This is a genomic window from Kribbella sp. NBC_00382, from assembly GCF_036067295.1.
Lineage (GTDB): Bacteria > Actinomycetota > Actinomycetes > Propionibacteriales > Kribbellaceae > Kribbella.
In genome coordinates, this window is the sequence record NZ_CP107954.1 from 4169259 (window position 1) to 4184389 (window position 15131).

Annotated in this window: 13 protein-coding genes; 7 read left to right on the plus strand and 6 right to left on the minus strand. The window is 67.5% G+C overall.

The annotated features are described in order from the left end of the window. Positions 1-22: 22 nt before the first annotated feature. The 3 genes from OHA70_RS20305 (at position 23) to OHA70_RS20315 (ending at position 3055) form a co-directional block, all read left to right on the plus strand. On the plus strand, positions 23-709 hold the full coding sequence (locus tag OHA70_RS20305; protein ID WP_328334888.1) for a ComF family protein: 687 nt from the start codon (positions 23-25) through the stop codon (positions 707-709). A 215-nt stretch (positions 710-924) separates the two neighbouring features. Further along, on the plus strand, positions 925-1551 hold the full coding sequence (hpf, locus tag OHA70_RS20310; RefSeq protein ID WP_328334890.1) for a ribosome hibernation-promoting factor, HPF/YfiA family: 627 nt from the start codon (positions 925-927) through the stop codon (positions 1549-1551). 157 nt (positions 1552-1708) lie between these two features. Then, positions 1709-3055: a ferredoxin reductase family protein gene (locus tag OHA70_RS20315; protein ID WP_328334892.1), complete on the plus strand. Its 1347-nt coding sequence runs from the start codon at positions 1709-1711 to the stop codon at positions 3053-3055. Here the strand turns inward: OHA70_RS20315 and OHA70_RS20320 are convergent. Beyond that, positions 3052-3852: a S1 family peptidase gene (locus OHA70_RS20320; RefSeq protein WP_328334894.1), complete on the minus strand. Its 801-nt coding sequence runs from the start codon at positions 3850-3852 to the stop codon at positions 3052-3054. The genes OHA70_RS20315 and OHA70_RS20320 overlap by 4 nt on opposite strands. Positions 3853-4006: 154 nt before the next feature. Between OHA70_RS20320 and OHA70_RS20325 the strand changes: the two genes are divergently transcribed. The 4 genes from OHA70_RS20325 (at position 4007) to OHA70_RS20340 (ending at position 10198) form a co-directional block, all read left to right on the plus strand. Continuing rightward, positions 4007-4750, plus strand: coding sequence for a ComEA family DNA-binding protein (locus tag OHA70_RS20325; RefSeq protein ID WP_328334896.1), 744 nt, complete (start codon positions 4007-4009; stop codon positions 4748-4750). Positions 4751-4784: 34 nt separating this feature from the next. After that, a complete protein-coding gene (locus tag OHA70_RS20330) occupies positions 4785-5996 on the plus strand; it encodes a winged helix-turn-helix domain-containing protein (RefSeq protein WP_328334898.1) in 1212 nt (403 codons plus the stop codon). 249 nt (positions 5997-6245) lie between these two features. Further along, on the plus strand, positions 6246-9170 hold the full coding sequence (gene secA / locus OHA70_RS20335) for a preprotein translocase subunit SecA (protein ID WP_328334900.1): 2925 nt from the start codon (positions 6246-6248) through the stop codon (positions 9168-9170). A 74-nt stretch (positions 9171-9244) separates the two neighbouring features. Next, entirely contained in the window at positions 9245-10198 is a 954-nt protein-coding gene (locus OHA70_RS20340) for an NAD(P)H-dependent flavin oxidoreductase (protein ID WP_328334902.1), read from the plus strand. On the opposite strand, the gene OHA70_RS20345 is transcribed toward OHA70_RS20340, so the two are convergent. The 5 genes from OHA70_RS20345 to OHA70_RS20365 are packed head-to-tail and all read right to left on the minus strand — an operon-like array spanning position 10188 to position 15127. Beyond that, complete coding sequence (locus OHA70_RS20345) at positions 10188-11489, minus strand: alpha-glucosidase/alpha-galactosidase (RefSeq protein WP_328334904.1); 1302 nt, start codon at positions 11487-11489, stop codon at positions 10188-10190. The two genes, OHA70_RS20340 and OHA70_RS20345, sit on opposite strands and share 11 nt — an antisense overlap. Continuing rightward, positions 11486-12097 (minus strand): carbohydrate kinase family protein, encoded by a 612-nt coding sequence (locus OHA70_RS20350; RefSeq protein ID WP_328334906.1) that lies wholly within the window; start codon positions 12095-12097, stop codon positions 11486-11488. The genes OHA70_RS20345 and OHA70_RS20350 overlap by 4 nt, the downstream gene beginning before the upstream one ends. A gap of 5 nt (positions 12098-12102) precedes the next feature. Continuing rightward, complete coding sequence (locus tag OHA70_RS20355; RefSeq protein ID WP_328334908.1) at positions 12103-12921, minus strand: carbohydrate ABC transporter permease; 819 nt, start codon at positions 12919-12921, stop codon at positions 12103-12105. Beyond that, the gene (locus OHA70_RS20360; RefSeq protein ID WP_328334910.1) at positions 12918-13877 is read right to left on the minus strand and encodes a carbohydrate ABC transporter permease; all 960 of its coding nucleotides are present in this window, start codon (positions 13875-13877) and stop codon (positions 12918-12920) included. The genes OHA70_RS20355 and OHA70_RS20360 overlap by 4 nt, the downstream gene beginning before the upstream one ends. After that, positions 13847-15127 carry an ABC transporter substrate-binding protein gene (locus OHA70_RS20365; RefSeq protein WP_328334912.1) on the minus strand — a complete coding sequence of 427 codons (1281 nt, stop codon included), beginning with the start codon at positions 15125-15127 and terminating at the stop codon, positions 13847-13849. The genes OHA70_RS20360 and OHA70_RS20365 overlap by 31 nt, the downstream gene beginning before the upstream one ends. Between the last annotated feature and the right edge of the window lie 4 nt (positions 15128-15131).

Genomic DNA, 15131 nt, shown 5'->3' on the forward strand with positions numbered 1-15131 from the left:
TCGCGGATCGTGGTTCGGGTGGTTGCTGCGGGACGCGCTCGTCGACCTCGTGCTGGGCGGGCGCTGCGCAGGATGCGGCCGCCCAGGGGTGTCGCTCTGCCCCGATTGCGATCGCGCGCTTGCCGTCAGTACGCCGTACCGGGCCTGGCCCGAGCCGGTGCCCGACTGGTTGCGTCCGACAACGGCCTCAGCGGAGTACGCCGGCGTGGTGCGCTCGCTGATCCTTGCCCATAAGGAATACGGCCGGTACTCGCTGGCTCGCCCGTTGGGGGAGGCGCTGGCGGTGGCGATCCAGGCTGCGCTGGAGCCTGGGCGGGCCGCCTGGCTTTGCCCAGTGCCTTCGTCGCCGACGACGGTCCGGCAGCGCGGCCATGACCCGCTGCGGCGGATGACAGCGGTTGCGGTGCGGCAGTTGCGCAAACGTGGGTACGACGTTCGGCTGGCTGATGCGCTGGCCGTAGTACGGCGTCCGGAGGACCAGGCCGGACTGTCCGCTGAGCAGCGTACGGCCAACCTGGCCGGGGCTTTCGCGGCTCGTTCGCGCTGGGCTGAAAGGCTGACGGGTCAACCGGTGATCGTGGTCGACGACGTGCTGACCACCGGATCCACGCTCGCCGAGGCCTGCCGTGCCTTGTCATCACGGGGAATTCCGGTCCTCGGCTGTGCGGTGCTGGCCGCCACCCGGCGACGGGTGGCGTCTGGTTCATGAGAACTTCTCTACCGGTTTTCGCCGAAGCCGACTAGCGTTGGCCTATGACACCCGCTGGGGCTTGTCGAACGAGGATGTGGGCGAGGACCGGATCAGCCGGATTCCTTCCCACGGAGTTCGCCGGGCCGGACAGTGGGTGTTCTCGTTTCGGGCATCCGAACCGTGGTTACGGGGGTCCGAAGACGTAACAGAGTCGCCGATCGATGGAGGTTTCCGTGGACGTCGTTGTCAAGGGTCATCACTGCGAGGTCAGTGACCGCTTCCGGCAGTACGTCGAGGAAAAACTCGAGCGGATCGAGAAGGTCGATCACCGGGTACTGCGATGCGAAGTAGAAGTCAGCCAGGAGAAGAACCCGCGACAGCACGACCGGGCGATGCGAGTCGAGCTCACCATGTACACGAAGGGGCCGGTGGTCCGGGGCGAAGCCCGCGGTGAGACCAAGCAAGCCGCCTTCGATGTCGCGCTTGACCGGCTGCAGGCCCAGGTTCGCAAGGCGGCCGACCGCCGCCGGGTGCACACCGGTCAGCACGCCCCCGAAGGACTGCGGCACATCGCCGCCAAGCTGTCGGACAACGCCGCCGCCGCGGCACCGGCCGAGACCGTCGTCGAGGACGAGGTGCCCACCCAGAAGTTCGGCTCGCTGACGGTGACCGGTGACGGGCCGCTGGTGATGCGCGAGAAGACCCACACCGCCAAGCCGATGTCGCTCGACCAGGCGCTCTACGAGCTCGAACTGGTCGGCCACGACTTCTACCTGTTCGTCGACGCCGACGAGAACCAGCCCAGCGTCGTCTACCGCCGCCGCGGCTACGACTACGGCGTGATCCGGCTGGCCGTCTGACCTTCGGGAGGATCCACAAAGATGAGGGGCCCGGTCCATCGGACCGGGCCCCCCATTGTGCCCGGCCCCAGATGACAGTGTTGACAGAATCGCTCCGGACCGGCCGCCGCGGGCGTAGGTTTCCAGCACTCCCGAAGGATCCTGGAAACCCACTGGTATGTCGCGCCGCCGGATCTCCGCTCACGTCCACGGGCCGGTCGCCCGGCTGGGATGGTTCGTTCTCTACGCCGCCGTCCTGCTCGTCCCGTTGCTGCTGACCCGGGCAGTCGTCGGCGATCCCGGTATCCCCGCAGCGGAAGCGATCGCGCTCAGCAGCGGCCTGGTCGGCTTCTCCGCCCTGGTCGTGGCGGTCGCTCTGCCGGCCAGGTTGCCCCGGCTGATCGCGACCTTCGGGATCGAGATGATCCTGACCGTGCACCGGCTGATCGCCCTGATCGCGGTGCTGATGGTGCTCCTGCACTTTGTCGCGGTACTGATCGCCGACCCGCGTGGCTTTCGCATCCTCGATCTGACCAGGACGACGTGGGCCGCCCGGGCCGCCGTCACCGCCACGGTCTCGTTGGTGCTGCTGGTCGTACTGGCCGTCCGGAGACCGCGTCGGCAGCCTCGCTACGAGGGCTGGCGGCTGGTCCACAACGGGCTCGTGGCGGTCGTCGTGACGACGGCCTGGCTGCACGTGTGGTGGCTGCGGCACCTGATCGCCCACGGGCTGATCGCGGCCTGGTTCATCGGATCGGGGCTGCTCCTGGTGGCGCTCGCGGCCCGGCGATGGCTCTGGCTGCCGATCCGGTCCCGGCGGCACGCCTACGTCGTCGAGGCGGTCCGGCCGGTCCCCGGCGACGGCATCACCTTGGTGATCCGGGCCTATCACCACGCCGGCCTGCCGTTCGAGGCCGGGCAGTTCGCCTGGCTCAAGATCGGCTCGACCCCGTTCGTCTTCGAGGAGCACCCGTTCAGCATCGCCTCGACGGCCGAACACCCCGAGCGGATGGAGTTCACGATCAAGGCGCTCGGCGACTTCACCGAGCTGCTCAGCGCGCTCCGGCCGGGCCGCCGGGTCTTCCTGGACGGCCCGTACGGTGGATTCACGATCGAAGGGCTCGACGCCGCCCCGGGATTCGTGCTGATCGCGGCCGGTGTCGGCATCACCCCGCTGCTGAGCATGTTGCGGACCCTGGCCGACCGCGACGACCGGCGCAGGCACCGGCTATTCGTCGCGGCCAGGACCGAGGACCAGTTGATGCTGCGGCCCGAGATCGCCGGCCTCCGCACCCGGTTGAACCTGAAGGTGGTGGAGGTGCTCAGCGATCCCGGGCCGGAGTGGACGGGGGAGCGCGGCAGGATCGACGCTGCCCTGCTGGAGCGTTTCCTACCGCGACGCCCGTACCGGTTGCACTACTTCATCTGTGGCCCGCCGTCCATGGTGGTCGCGATCAGCCAGGACTTGGCGGGTATGGGTGTTCCGCTACGCCGGATCCACACCGAGCGATTCGGCGCGGTCTAGCCGTCGATCTGGGCCTGCAGTTCGGTGGCGTAGGTGGCTACCTCGGCGTAGACGCCCGGGTTGCCGGCGTCGGCGCAACCGATGCCCCAGGAGACGACCCCGAACAGGCGGCCGTTCAGGACGAGCGGGCCGCCCGAGTCGCCCTGGCAGGAGTCCTTGCCGCCCTGGTCGTAGCCGGCGCAGATCTCACCGGCCGCGGCGTAGCCCTCACTCGCGTACGCCTGGTTGCAGACGGCGTCGCCGAGTACAGGTACGTCGACCTTCTGGAAGGTGTCGGCCGGGCCGGTCCCCTCGGTCTCGCCCCAGCCGTAGACGACGGAGGGCGCGCCAGCCGTGTCAGCCGCCGTACTGGTCTCCAGCGCCAGCGTCGCGACGCCGGTGAACGGGGTGGTCAGCGTCATCACCGCGACGTCGTGCCCGGGCGACTTGCCGTACTCCGGGTCCACCCAGATGTTGCTGATCTTGGACTCCGTACCGGTCGACTTGTCGGTCAGCACGTCGCGACCCTGGATCGCGGTGTAGGTGCTCGCCGCCTGGTCAGAGCAGTGCGCGGCCGTGACGATCTTGTTCGCTGCGACCAGGGTGGCGCCGCAGTACTCCTTGGACGGGACCGGCGAGCCGCTGTTCGACAGCTGGATGGCCCACGGGAAGTCGGCCGTGTGGGCGACGTCACCGCCGACGATCGGGGCAGGCGGTCCGACCGGCACCGGGGCGGCGGACGCGGATACGGCGCCGATGGACGCAGCGGTCAGTACACCAGCGGCCAGAACGGCGCGAACCAGCTGAAGTCTTGCCATGCCTCACACTCCAGGGTGATAGGGGCTGCGCGGGCGGCGCGGCCTACCCGCACACTCTCCCGGCTACCCCTGGTAGCGCACCTCTCACTTGCGGTAACACCAGAGTTATGACCGGACCTATCCCTACACTCTGACCGGACAAGGGGAGGATCTGATGGGGACTGGCATACCGCCGTACCTCTCGCACGAGGCGCCGAGGGCGTCCGGGTGGAAGGTCGTGCTGCTCAAGTTCCTCGGGGCGGCGGTGCCGGTGGTGACCATCGGGCTGGGCGGCTGGCTGATGACGGGCCTGGTCGCCATCAAGCGGCGCAGTGCCTTCCTCGGGCTGTCGGCAGTGGGCTACCTGGCCGTGACTGCCTTCTATATTTTCTATGTGCTCGAGTCGGACGAGCCTGAGCTCACCAACGGCCAGGTGTTCGCCACCCTGGTCTATCTGCTGGCCAATGTCCTCTGCGCCTTCCAGGCGGCGGTGGTGATCGGCAGTCCCCTCTACCGGAAGCCAAAGCAGAACCCGTACTTCCTCCAGCCGCAGCAGCCGCCACGGGTTGGCCACCCGCAGGCATACGGTCTCGCGCCGGATCCCCTCCGGCGGAGTCAGGCGCGGCAGCTCGCTGCTGAGCAACCTGCTCTGGCGCGGAGCCTGGGGATCGGCCGCCCCGACCTGCCCCGGCAGTACGACGATGGCGGGCTGGTCGACCTCAACGAGGCTCCTGCCGACGTCATCGACACCCTCCCCGGTATCACCGGCAAGCAAGCCGCGGCCATCGTGGTGAGCCGGCTGCAGCACGGGCGGTTCCGGCTGGTCGACGAGCTGTGGACGCGGGGGTTGTTGCCTCCGGGCGCGGCGCCGGAGCTCGCGGATCGGGTAGTGATCATCGACGTCCAGGACTCGGCTTGAGTTTTTGTCGGTGGGGTCGGGCAGACTTCGTGAGGTGATCACGGAGGTGTTGTCGACGGCTCAGGCCCGGCGGATCGCGCTCGCCGCCCAGGGGTTCACCGATCCGCGCCCGAAGGGGGTGCCGGACATGCGGGCGCTGGCTCGCGTGCTCGGGCGGATCGGGCTGATCCAGATCGACTCGGTGAACGTGCTCAGCAGGGCGCAGTACCTGCCTCTGTACTCCCGGCTGGGCCCGTACCCGCGGGAGCTGCTCGACCGGGCTGGTGGGAAGTCGCCCCGCAAGCTGGTGGAGTACTGGGCTCACGAGGCGTCGCTGATCCCGGTCGAGACGCATCCGCTGATGCGGTGGCGGATGGCTCGGGCGAGTACCGAGGCGTGGGGTGGGCCGCGGTCGATCGCGGTCGAGCGGCCGGATCTGGTCAAGCAGGTGCTGGCTGATGTGCGCGAGCACGGGCCGTTGACGGCGCGGGAGATCGACGACGACGTCGAGCGCGACCGGACCAACTGGGGGTGGAACTGGTCGGACGTGAAGCGGGCGCTGGAGTTCCTGTTCTTCGCCGGCGAGATCACGGTGGCCAGGCGGAACCAGCAGTTCGAGCGGATGTACGACGTCCCTGAGCGGGTGCTGCCTGCCTCGGTCGTCGCCACGCCGACGCCGACCTCGGAGGAAGCGCACCGCGGGCTGGTGTCGATCGCCGCCCGGGCGCATGGGGTCGCGACTGCTCAATGCCTGAAGGACTACTTCCGTACTTCGCCCGCTCCGACTGCGCAGGCGATCGCCGAGCTGGTCGAGGAGGGGGAACTGCTGCCGGTCACCATCCAGGGCTGGAAACGTCAGGCCTACCTCCACCGCGACGCCAAGCTCCCACGCCGGGTCAACACCCGAGCCCTGGTCAGCCCGTTCGACTCGCTGGTCTTCGAACGCACCCGCACCGAGGTCCTCTTCGACTTCCGCTACCGCATCGAGATCTACGTCCCCGCCGAGAAACGAGTCCACGGCTACTACGTCCTCCCTTTCCTCCTAGGCGACCGCCTTGTAGCTCGAGTAGACCTGAAAGCCGACCGCCCCACCGGCACCCTCCTAGTCCAATCAGCCCACGCCGAGCCGAAGGCGCCCGCGGAGACCCCCGAGGAGCTGGCAGCCGAGCTCATCCAGCTGGCGTCCTGGCTGGGCCTCACCCAAGTCCGCGCGGTCGGTGGCGGAGACCTCTCCCCAGCCCTGAGCGTCGCCCTCCGCGCCCAGTAGCCCCGCTTGCGCCTCGCCACCGCCACCCCGTAGCGCCGTCGCGGGGCGTAGTACTGGAACTTTCTGGCTACCCCACTCGTGGGTGGGGCATGGGTGCGACGCACTCCGGCGCGTGGGGTGACGCTTGTGGCCCAGTACCATGGGTGACGCCCGCCAGGCGGGCGGGCTGTGTTGCGTCCATTACCGGATGAGCACGGTCAGGCACCCGCCGCATTGAAGGCTGCACAGTCAAGGAGTGGACCCCCCACGATGAAGGCGTTCGACAAGTTACTGCGGATCGGCGAGGGCAAGATCGTTCGCAAGCTCGAGACCATCGCCAAGGTGGTGAACTCGATCGAGGACGACTTCCTCGGCATGTCCGACGAAGAGCTGCGCGCCCAGACAGCCGACTTCAAGCAACGGGTCGACAACGGGGAGTCCCTGGACGGCCTGCTGCCGGAGGCCTTCGCGGTCGTCCGCGAAGCGGCCAAGCGGACCCTGCACCAGCGCCACTACGACGTCCAGATCATGGGTGGCGCCGCGCTGCACCTGGGCAACATCGCGGAGATGAAGACCGGTGAGGGCAAGACCCTGGTCGGCACCCTCCCGACGTACCTGAACGCGCTGTCCGGCAAGGGGGTGCACGTGGTCACGGTGAACGACTACCTGGCCCGCTTCCAGGCCGAGTGGATGGGCCGGGTGTACCACTTCCTCGGCCTCGACTACGGCGTGATCCTGCCGGAGATGTCGCCGGCCGAGCGCCGGGTGGCCTACGCCAAGGACATCACCTACGGCACGAACAACGAGTTCGGCTTCGACTACCTGCGCGACAACATGGCCAACTCGATCGAGGACTGCGTCCAGCGCGAGCACAACTACGCGATCGTGGACGAGGTCGACTCGATCCTGGTCGACGAGGCCCGGACGCCGCTGATCATCTCCGGCCCGGCTGAGGACTCCCAGCGCTGGTACGTCGAGATGGCCAACCTCGCCAACGCCCTCAAGCCCCGGTTCGCCGACGACAAGATCGCCGAGGACCAGCGCCCGGTCGCCGACTACGAGGTGGACGAGAAGAAGCGCACCGTCGCCATCCTCGAGCGCGGGATCGAGAAGGTCGAGGACCGGCTCGGCATCGACAACCTGTACGAGTCGGCCAACACCCCGCTGATCAGCTACCTGAACAACGCGCTGAAGGCCAAGGACCTGTTCCGCAAGGACAAGGACTACGTGGTCGTCGACGGCGAGGTGCTGATCGTCGACGAGCACACCGGCCGGACGCTGCACGGCCGCCGCTACAACGAGGGACTCCACCAGGCGATCGAGGCCAAGGAAAAGGTCGAGATCAAGGAGGAGTACCAGACGCTGGCGACCATCACGCTGCAGAACTACTTCCGGCTGTACTCCAAGCTGGCCGGCATGACCGGTACGGCGATGACCGAGGCCGCCGAGTTCTCCAAGATCTACGGTCTCGGCGTCGTCCCGATCCCGACCAACAAGCCGATGGTCCGCCAGGACCAGCGCGACCTGATCTACCGCACCGAAGAGGCCAAGTTCGAGGCGGTCGTCGAGGACATCGCCAAGCGGCACGAGACCGGTCAGCCGATCCTGGTCGGTACGACCAGCGTCGAGAAGTCCGAGCGGCTGTCCAACCAGCTCCGCAAGCGCAACATCGCGCACGAGGTGCTGAACGCGAAGCAGCACGCGCGTGAGGCCGCGATCGTCGCCGAGGCGGGTCGTAAGAACGCCGTCACGGTGGCCACCAACATGGCCGGCCGTGGTACCGACATCATCCTCGGCGGCAACCCCGAGCACCTGGCCGACAAGGACCTGCGCGCCCGCGGCATCGACCCGGTCGAGTCCGCCGAGGACTACGAGGCGGAGTACCCGAAGGTCCTGGAGAAGTTCGAGAAGCTGGTCAAGGACGAGCAGGTCGAGGTCCGCGACGCGGGCGGCCTGTACGTGCTGGGCACCGAGCGGCACGAGTCGCGCCGGATCGACAACCAGCTGCGCGGTCGTTCCGGCCGGCAGGGCGACCCGGGCGAGTCCCGCTTCTACCTGTCGCTGGAAGACGATCTGATGCGCCTGTTCAAGCGCGAGATGGTCGACTGGGCGATGTCGCGCAACGACGACGACACGGTGCCGCTGGAGAACAAGGTCGTCACCAAGGCGATCGCGTCGGCGCAGTCCCAGGTCGAGGCGCAGAACTTCGAGACCCGGAAGAACATCCTCAAGTACGACGACGTGATGAACCGGCAGCGGCACGTCGTCTACGACGAGCGCCGTCGGGTGCTCGAGGGCGCCGACCTGCAGGACCAGGTGCTCGACATGCTCGACGAGACGGTCACCGGCTACGTGCAGGGCGCGACCGCCGACGGGTTCGCCGAGGACTGGGACCTGGACCAGCTGTTCACCGCGCTGAAGACGCTGTACCAGACCGAGGTCACCGAGGACGCCCTGATCGAGGAGGCCGGCGGCGACCGCTCCGGGCTCACCCAGGACTTCCTGATCGACACCTTCATCACCGACGCCCGCGAGGCGTACGCACGGCGCGAGGAGACCCTCGGCAGCGAGGCGATGCGCGAGCTCGAGCGCCGCGTGGTGCTGAGCGTGCTCGACCGCAAGTGGCGCGAGCACCTGTACGAGATGGACTACCTGCGCGAGGGCATCGGCCTGCGTGCGATGGCGCAGCGCGACCCGCTGGTCGAGTACCAGCGCGAGGGCTACGACATGTTCGCCGCCATGATGGAGTCCATCAAGGAGGAGTCGGTCGCGTTCATCTTCAACGTCGAGGTCGACATCGAGGCGATGCAGGCCGACCTGGCCGCGCAGGCTGAGCTGGCCGAGCTCGAGGAGACCGAGGCCGAGGACATCCTGGTGCCGGGCGCTCCGGTCGCCGAGTTCCCGGGCCGTCAGGCCGCGGTGGATGACGACGACGACCGGCCGCAGGACTCGCCGCGTCCGCAGGACACCCCGAAGCTGCGCGCCAAGGGCCTGTCCACCGAGAGCCGTCCGCAGCGGCTGACCTACTCGGCGCCGACGATCGACGGCGACGACGAGGTCTCGGTGCACGCCGACGCTGTCGAGGGTGGCGCGCTGGAATACCCGGGCACCCCGCGCAATGCGGTCTGCCCGTGTGGCTCCGGCAAGAAGTACAAGCGCTGCCACGGCGACGCTGCGTCGGACGTCTACAAGTAACCAAGCAGTACTCTCGAAGGCCCGCCCTGGATGCTCGGGGGCGGGCTTTCGCCTTGTTGAGAGGGAGTGGACGGATGGGCACCTGGTTGACGGAGACGTTCGGGTTGTCGGTGCCGGTGGTCGGGGCGCCGATGGCGAACGTGAGTGGCGGACGGCTGACCGGGGCGATCTCGGCGGCAGGTGCGCTCGGGATGCTCGGCGCCGGGTCCGCGGTATCGGCCGAGTGGATCCGCACCGAGGGTGCCATCGCTGCAGAGGGTGGTCGGCCGTATGGGATTGGGCTGATGGCGTGGTCGGTGAAGGAGCATCCTGAGCACCTGGAGGCAGTACTCGACCTGAAGCCGGCGCTGGTCTCGCTCAGCTTCGGCGACTACAGCCCGTACGTCGAACCGCTGCGCGCCGCTGGCATCGTGGTCGCGACCCAGGCCGGCACCGTCGCCGATGCCCGCGAGGCGATCGCCGCCGGAGTCGACGCCATCGTCGTCCGCGGCGCCGAAGCCGGCGGGCACGGGCGCAACGCCGTCGGCACCCTCCCTTTGCTGCAAGCGATCCTGGACCTCACCGACCTCCCGGTGCTGGCCGGGGGCGGCATCTCGGGCGCGCGGGGCCTAGCCGCCGTACTGGCCGCCGGCGCCGCAGGAGGCTGGATCGGCACGGCCTTCCTCACCTGCGAAGAGGCGCTAACTCCTGAAACCTCCCGCCAACGCCTCTTGGAAGCCGACGAAACCGACACCGTCTACGGCACAGTCTTCGACGCCGCCTCCCGAGCCGGCTGGCCCGACGAATACGGCGGCCGGGCCCTCCGCAACACCTTCTACGACACGTGGGAAGGCCGCGAGGAATCCCTCAAGTCAGACGACGAAGGCCACAACCAGTACGTCACCGCCACCCGAGCCGCCGACCCCACCGCAGCTTCCCTGTACGCAGGCCAAGGTGTTGGAGCCCTCCGCTCCAACACCACAGCCGCAGCAGTCGTCGCCGACCTCGCCACCTACAAGAACTACCTGAGGGCTGCACTCACAGATTGATCCTCGCCTTGAGAGCGGGATCCAGGTAGTTGCTGTGGGCATCCACCAGGTCGTTGGCAAGGGACCAGATGTCCTGGACGGTTAGGGCTGCTGAGGTGGCGGGGTCGACCATCATCGCCTGGCGGATCGAGCGGGGGTCTTCCTCCAGGGCCGCCCGGACGACCAGTTCGTTGACGCCGATGTAGGCGCGGTTCAGCGCCGCACATTGCGCCGGCAGGGCGCCGACTGAGGTGGGCTGGACGCCCAAGGAGTCAACCAGACAAGGGACTTCGACTACCGCGCCGTCGGGGAGGTTGGAGATGAGGCCGGTGTTCGGCACGTTGCCGTAGATGGTTCGGGGTGTGCCGGTGACGATGCTGTGGATGACCTGAGGGGCGTACTCCATCGTGCCCTCGACCGGTAGTGGGTCGCCGGCCTTCAGAGCGTCGCGGGTGCCTTCGTACAGGGCGACGTTCTCCTCGACGATCCGTAGGTAGTCGCCGACGGGCAGCCGCAGGCGCTCCACCTCGGCCGCGTCATGCAAGTACCACGGCACGTACTCCGACGAGTGCTCGCTAGTCTCCGTCGGGTAGTGGCCGAGTCGCTTGTACATGTCCACCCGCACCCGTCGAGCCAGCTCGGGATCCCGCGCGATCACCTCATTCAACGCCGGGTACAGATTGCGCCCTTGGTGTTCGAAGCGCAGTACCCACGCCTGATGATTGACCCCAGCCGCCAAGTAGGACACCTCACCCAGAGGCACGCCAACCAACGCCGACAGGTCGTTCATCGTCCAGTAAACCGAGTGGCACAGGCCGACGACGTTCTTCACACCGAGCGCCGACAAGTACCAGACATTCATCGCCATCGGGTTCGTGTAGTTCAGCAGCCAGGCATCCGGACAGATCTCCGCGATGTCGGCCGCGAGCCCGCGGAGTACCGGGAAGGTCCGCAGCGCCCGGAACACCCCGCCGACGCCGAGCGTGTCCGCGATCGTCTGCCGTACTCCGTACCGCGCCGGCAGCTCGAAATCGATCCGGGTCGCCTCGTTCATCCCCACCTGGATGATGTTGATGACGAAGTCACAGCCCTCCAGCGCCGCCCGCCGGTCGAGATGCGCCGTGATCTCCGGCGAAACTCCCAACGAAGCGGCGATGGCCGACGCAGCTCCCGCTGCAGTGGCGAGCCGCTCAGGATCGATGTCGTGCAAGGCGATCCGCAACGAGCCGAGATCTTTGAAGCTGAACAGATCGGCCAGCAGGCCCTGGGTGAAGACGACGCTGCCCGCGCCGATGAAGGCGATCTTGGTCATCGCGCACTCTCCACGGCGATCGACAGCGCCCGGTCCCGACCGAGCCCTCTCAGCATCGCGGCCAGGTACCCCGCGTCGAAGCCATCTCCGGCCGCATCCACCGGCAACGTACCGACCGATCGCACCTTCGACCCGTCATGAGCCAGCGCTCCGGCAGCACCATCGCGCACGACCACCAGCGGCCCGCGCCGAGCCAGGATGCCGGCCGCGTCGGCCAGTACAGGGTGTCCGGTCAGCGCGTGCGCCGCCGAGGCGTTGAGCAGCAGGACGTCGGTCACCCGCAGAGCTCCATCCAGTACGACGCGGTCCCAGCGCCCCGACGGGTCGTCATCGATGGCGAGCGAGGTGGAAGCTTTGTGGTTCTTCGCCTCCTTGAAGAGCACGGCGAGCCGGGAGCCGAGCTCGGGCGTCCGGTAAAACGAGGTGGCATGCACATGCCGTGTCGACCGCAGCAGCTCACTCGACACGTCGTCCGCCACATCGACGCTCAGCCCCAAGCGACCTGCGCCGCTCGCCAAGATCGCGGCAGAGTCGGCGTCTCCGATGATCAACAGATCCACCCCCACCACCCCCGAGCGAAGCGAGGGCGTGTTTTTCTGTGTCTCCATATGTTTCAACCTTTTAGTCCCGTAGAAGCCAGCGAGCGGATGAACGCCTTCTGGGCCAGCAGGAAGCCCAGCAAGACAGGCAGCACCGTGATGACGTTGCCCGCCATCACCGCCGCCCACTGGGTGTGGTGCTGGCCTTGGAAGGTCGTCAGGCCGAGCTGGAGTGTGTAGTTGGTGTCGTGATTGATGGCGATCAGCGGCCAGGTCAGGTCGTTCCAAGTACTCAGGAACGTCAGTACCGCGACCGTGCTGAGCGCAGGCTTGGCCAGCGGAAGTACCACGGACACGAGGATCCGCAGCCGCCCACAGCCGTCGAGCCAGGCAGCCTCCTCCAGCTCGCGTGGTAGCGAGACGAAGAACTGGCGGAACAGGAACACCGAGAACGGCGTCACCAGGGACGGGATGATTAGCGCGCCCAGGGTGTCGATCAGGCCGAGCTCCTTCATCACCAGGAAGGTCGGGATCATCGTCAGCTGGAACGGGATCACCATCGTCGCGAGCATCAGCCCGAGCAGCAGCTTCGACCCCGCGAACCGCATCCGTGCGAAGGCATACCCACCCAGCGACCCGAGCACCAGATTGGCGCTTACCGCAACGGCCGAGACAATGAACGAGTTGAGGAACCAGCGCGGGAACAACGCGTTGCCCAGCACGAAGCGATAGCCGTCCAGCTTGATGCCAGAAGGAATCAGCGCCGGCGGGAACCGGTTGATCTCCGCGTTGCTCATCACCGAACTCACCAGCAACCACAGCAACGGCAACGCGAACAACAGAGCCAGCGGCGCCAGTACAAAATGCCAGGGACTGAAGGGCAATCTCTTCATCGCGCCGCCGCCCTCCGTCGATAGAGCTGCAACGCAAGCCCGATCACGAGCAACGCAACAGCCAGCGCGTACGCCGCGGCCGCGCTGTAGCCGGCGGTGAAGGTCTTGAACGCCTTCTCCCAGATGAAGTACACGATCACAGTCGTCGAGCCGAGTGGCCCGCCCTTCGTGGTGACGAAGACCAGATCGAACACCTGCAACGCGTTGATCGTCTGGAACAGCACCAGGAAGATCGTCACCGGCGTCAGCGTCGGCAGCACCACGTGCCGCAGTACGCCGGTACGCCCCGCCCCATCGATCCGCGCCGCCTCGACCAACTCGTTGGGAACGCCTTGCAGCCCCGCGAGATAGACGATGACGCAGAACCCGGTACCGCTCCACAACGAGATCGCGACGAGCAGATACATCGCCTGCCCCGGATCGCTGAAGAACCCCTGCGCCGGCAACCCCAGCTTGTGCAGCACCGAGTTGGCCGCCCCGAACTCCGGGTCGAGCACGAACGAGAACAGCACCCCCTGTGCAGCCGCCGAGACGACGAACGGCACGAACACCAGCGTGCGATAGAGGCTGATGAACCGGATCTGCCGATCCAGCATCAACGCGATCGCCAGCCCGCCCACCACGCTGAGCGGCACGTACAAAACCGTGTAGAGCAGCGTGTGCTCAACCGCCGAGGCGAAGGCCGGATCGGCCGCCAGCGCCTTGTAGTTGGCCAGCCCCACCCACGAACTCGGCGAGACCAGGTCGTTCGACTGGAACGACAGCAGCAACGACCACAGCACCGGTACGACGCTCAGCCCGAGGATGATCAGCACCGACGGACTCACGAACGCCCAGGCGGTCGCCCCTTCACCCCTCGTACGCCGCTTCGCCGCTGCCCGCCGCGCTCGAGGGTCGATGGTGAAGGTGCCGACGACACTGGCCATCAGCTCGGCACAGCCAGGAGAGCGTTGCACGCCTTGACGCACTCACCGAGCGCGTCACCCGGGGACTTCCTGCCGAGCAGCACGGCGACGGTCGCCTCCCCGAGATGCTGCGAAATCTGCGGGTACTGCGTGATGGTCGGCCGTACTCGCGCTGTCTCCAGCGCATCGACGAACACCTGCAGCCCCTTGGTGGCAGTCGCGTGCTTCTTCCACTCGGGCAGGGCGGCCGTCGTGGTGCTGACCGGGAGGCTACCGGCCTGGATGTCCCACTGGACGTCCTGCTTGGGATCGTTGAGCCATTTGACGAACTCGGTCGCCGCCTTGACCCGCGCCTTGCCGTTGTCGAACACGGTCCAGGTGTCGGGGCCCGAGATGGTGACGGCCTTACCGGAGTACGAGGGAAGTGGTACGACGCCGTAGTCGATGCCCTTGTCGAGGACGTCGGGCAGCTGCCAGGGGCCGGTGGCAACCATTGCCATCCGGCCGCCGAGGAAGACCTGGTAGAGCTGCTCGCTGCCCGGCTTGGGGTCGATGTAGAGGGACTTGTCGGAGCGCAGCTTGTCGAGTGTGCCGAGCACCTGCTCGCCGACCTTGTCGAAGGCCACGGTCTTGCCGTCCTGGCTGACGACGTCGCCGCCGAGGTCCCAGATCATCGGCCAGAGCCGCCAGACCGTGTCCTCGTCGCCGACGCCCGGCCAGCCGGTCCCGAAGACGCCCTTGGCCGGATTGTTCAGCTTCTGGGCGGTGGTGACGAAGTCGTCCCAGGTCCAGCCTGCCTTCGGCTCCGGTACTCCGGACGCGGCGAAGAGTTCCTTGTTGTAGACAACGCAGAGCGAGTCGAGCAGGGCCGGCATCGCCCGGATCTTGCCCTTGACCGTGACGGCGTCGCGCGCCGCCGGCCAGGCGTCCTTGAGGTCCACTGTGGACAGGTCCACCACCTGAGGGCTGCGGGTGATGCTGGCGAGGTCCGACCCGAAGATGTAGGCGATATCCGGGAAGGACCCCGCAGCGAGGCCCGCAGTCACCTTTTGCAGCATGCTGTCCGCCGTCACCCCACCGCCACCGCCGACGATCTTGATCTGTGGATGTGTGTCGTTGAACTGCTTGATCAAGGCATCGAGCGCCTTCTTGCCGGTGTCGGTCTGGCCGTGCCAGAGATCGACGGTGACGACGCCACCGGCTGCCTCGTCATCGCTTGACTTGCCGCAGGCGGCGAGCGTGCCGGCGGCGGCCAGGGCGGCGGAGAAGCGAAGGATGTCGCGACGGGTTGGTGCAGACATGGGT

Coding starts and splice junctions, on each gene's coding strand:
- OHA70_RS20355 (WP_328334908.1), bottom strand. CDS start 12,921: ATGAAGAGATTGCCCTTCAGTCCCTGGCATTTTGTACTGGCGCCGCTG.
- OHA70_RS20345 (WP_328334904.1), bottom strand. CDS start 11,489: ATGACCAAGATCGCCTTCATCGGCGCGGGCAGCGTCGTCTTCACCCAG.
- OHA70_RS20325 (WP_328334896.1), top strand. CDS start 4,007: ATGGGGACTGGCATACCGCCGTACCTCTCGCACGAGGCGCCGAGGGCG.
- OHA70_RS20315 (WP_328334892.1), top strand. CDS start 1,709: ATGTCGCGCCGCCGGATCTCCGCTCACGTCCACGGGCCGGTCGCCCGG.
- secA (WP_328334900.1), top strand. CDS start 6,246: ATGAAGGCGTTCGACAAGTTACTGCGGATCGGCGAGGGCAAGATCGTT.
- OHA70_RS20350 (WP_328334906.1), bottom strand. CDS start 12,097: ATGGAGACACAGAAAAACACGCCCTCGCTTCGCTCGGGGGTGGTGGGG.
- OHA70_RS20340 (WP_328334902.1), top strand. CDS start 9,245: ATGGGCACCTGGTTGACGGAGACGTTCGGGTTGTCGGTGCCGGTGGTC.
- OHA70_RS20320 (WP_328334894.1), bottom strand. CDS start 3,852: ATGGCAAGACTTCAGCTGGTTCGCGCCGTTCTGGCCGCTGGTGTACTG.
- OHA70_RS20365 (WP_328334912.1), bottom strand. CDS start 15,127: ATGTCTGCACCAACCCGTCGCGACATCCTTCGCTTCTCCGCCGCCCTG.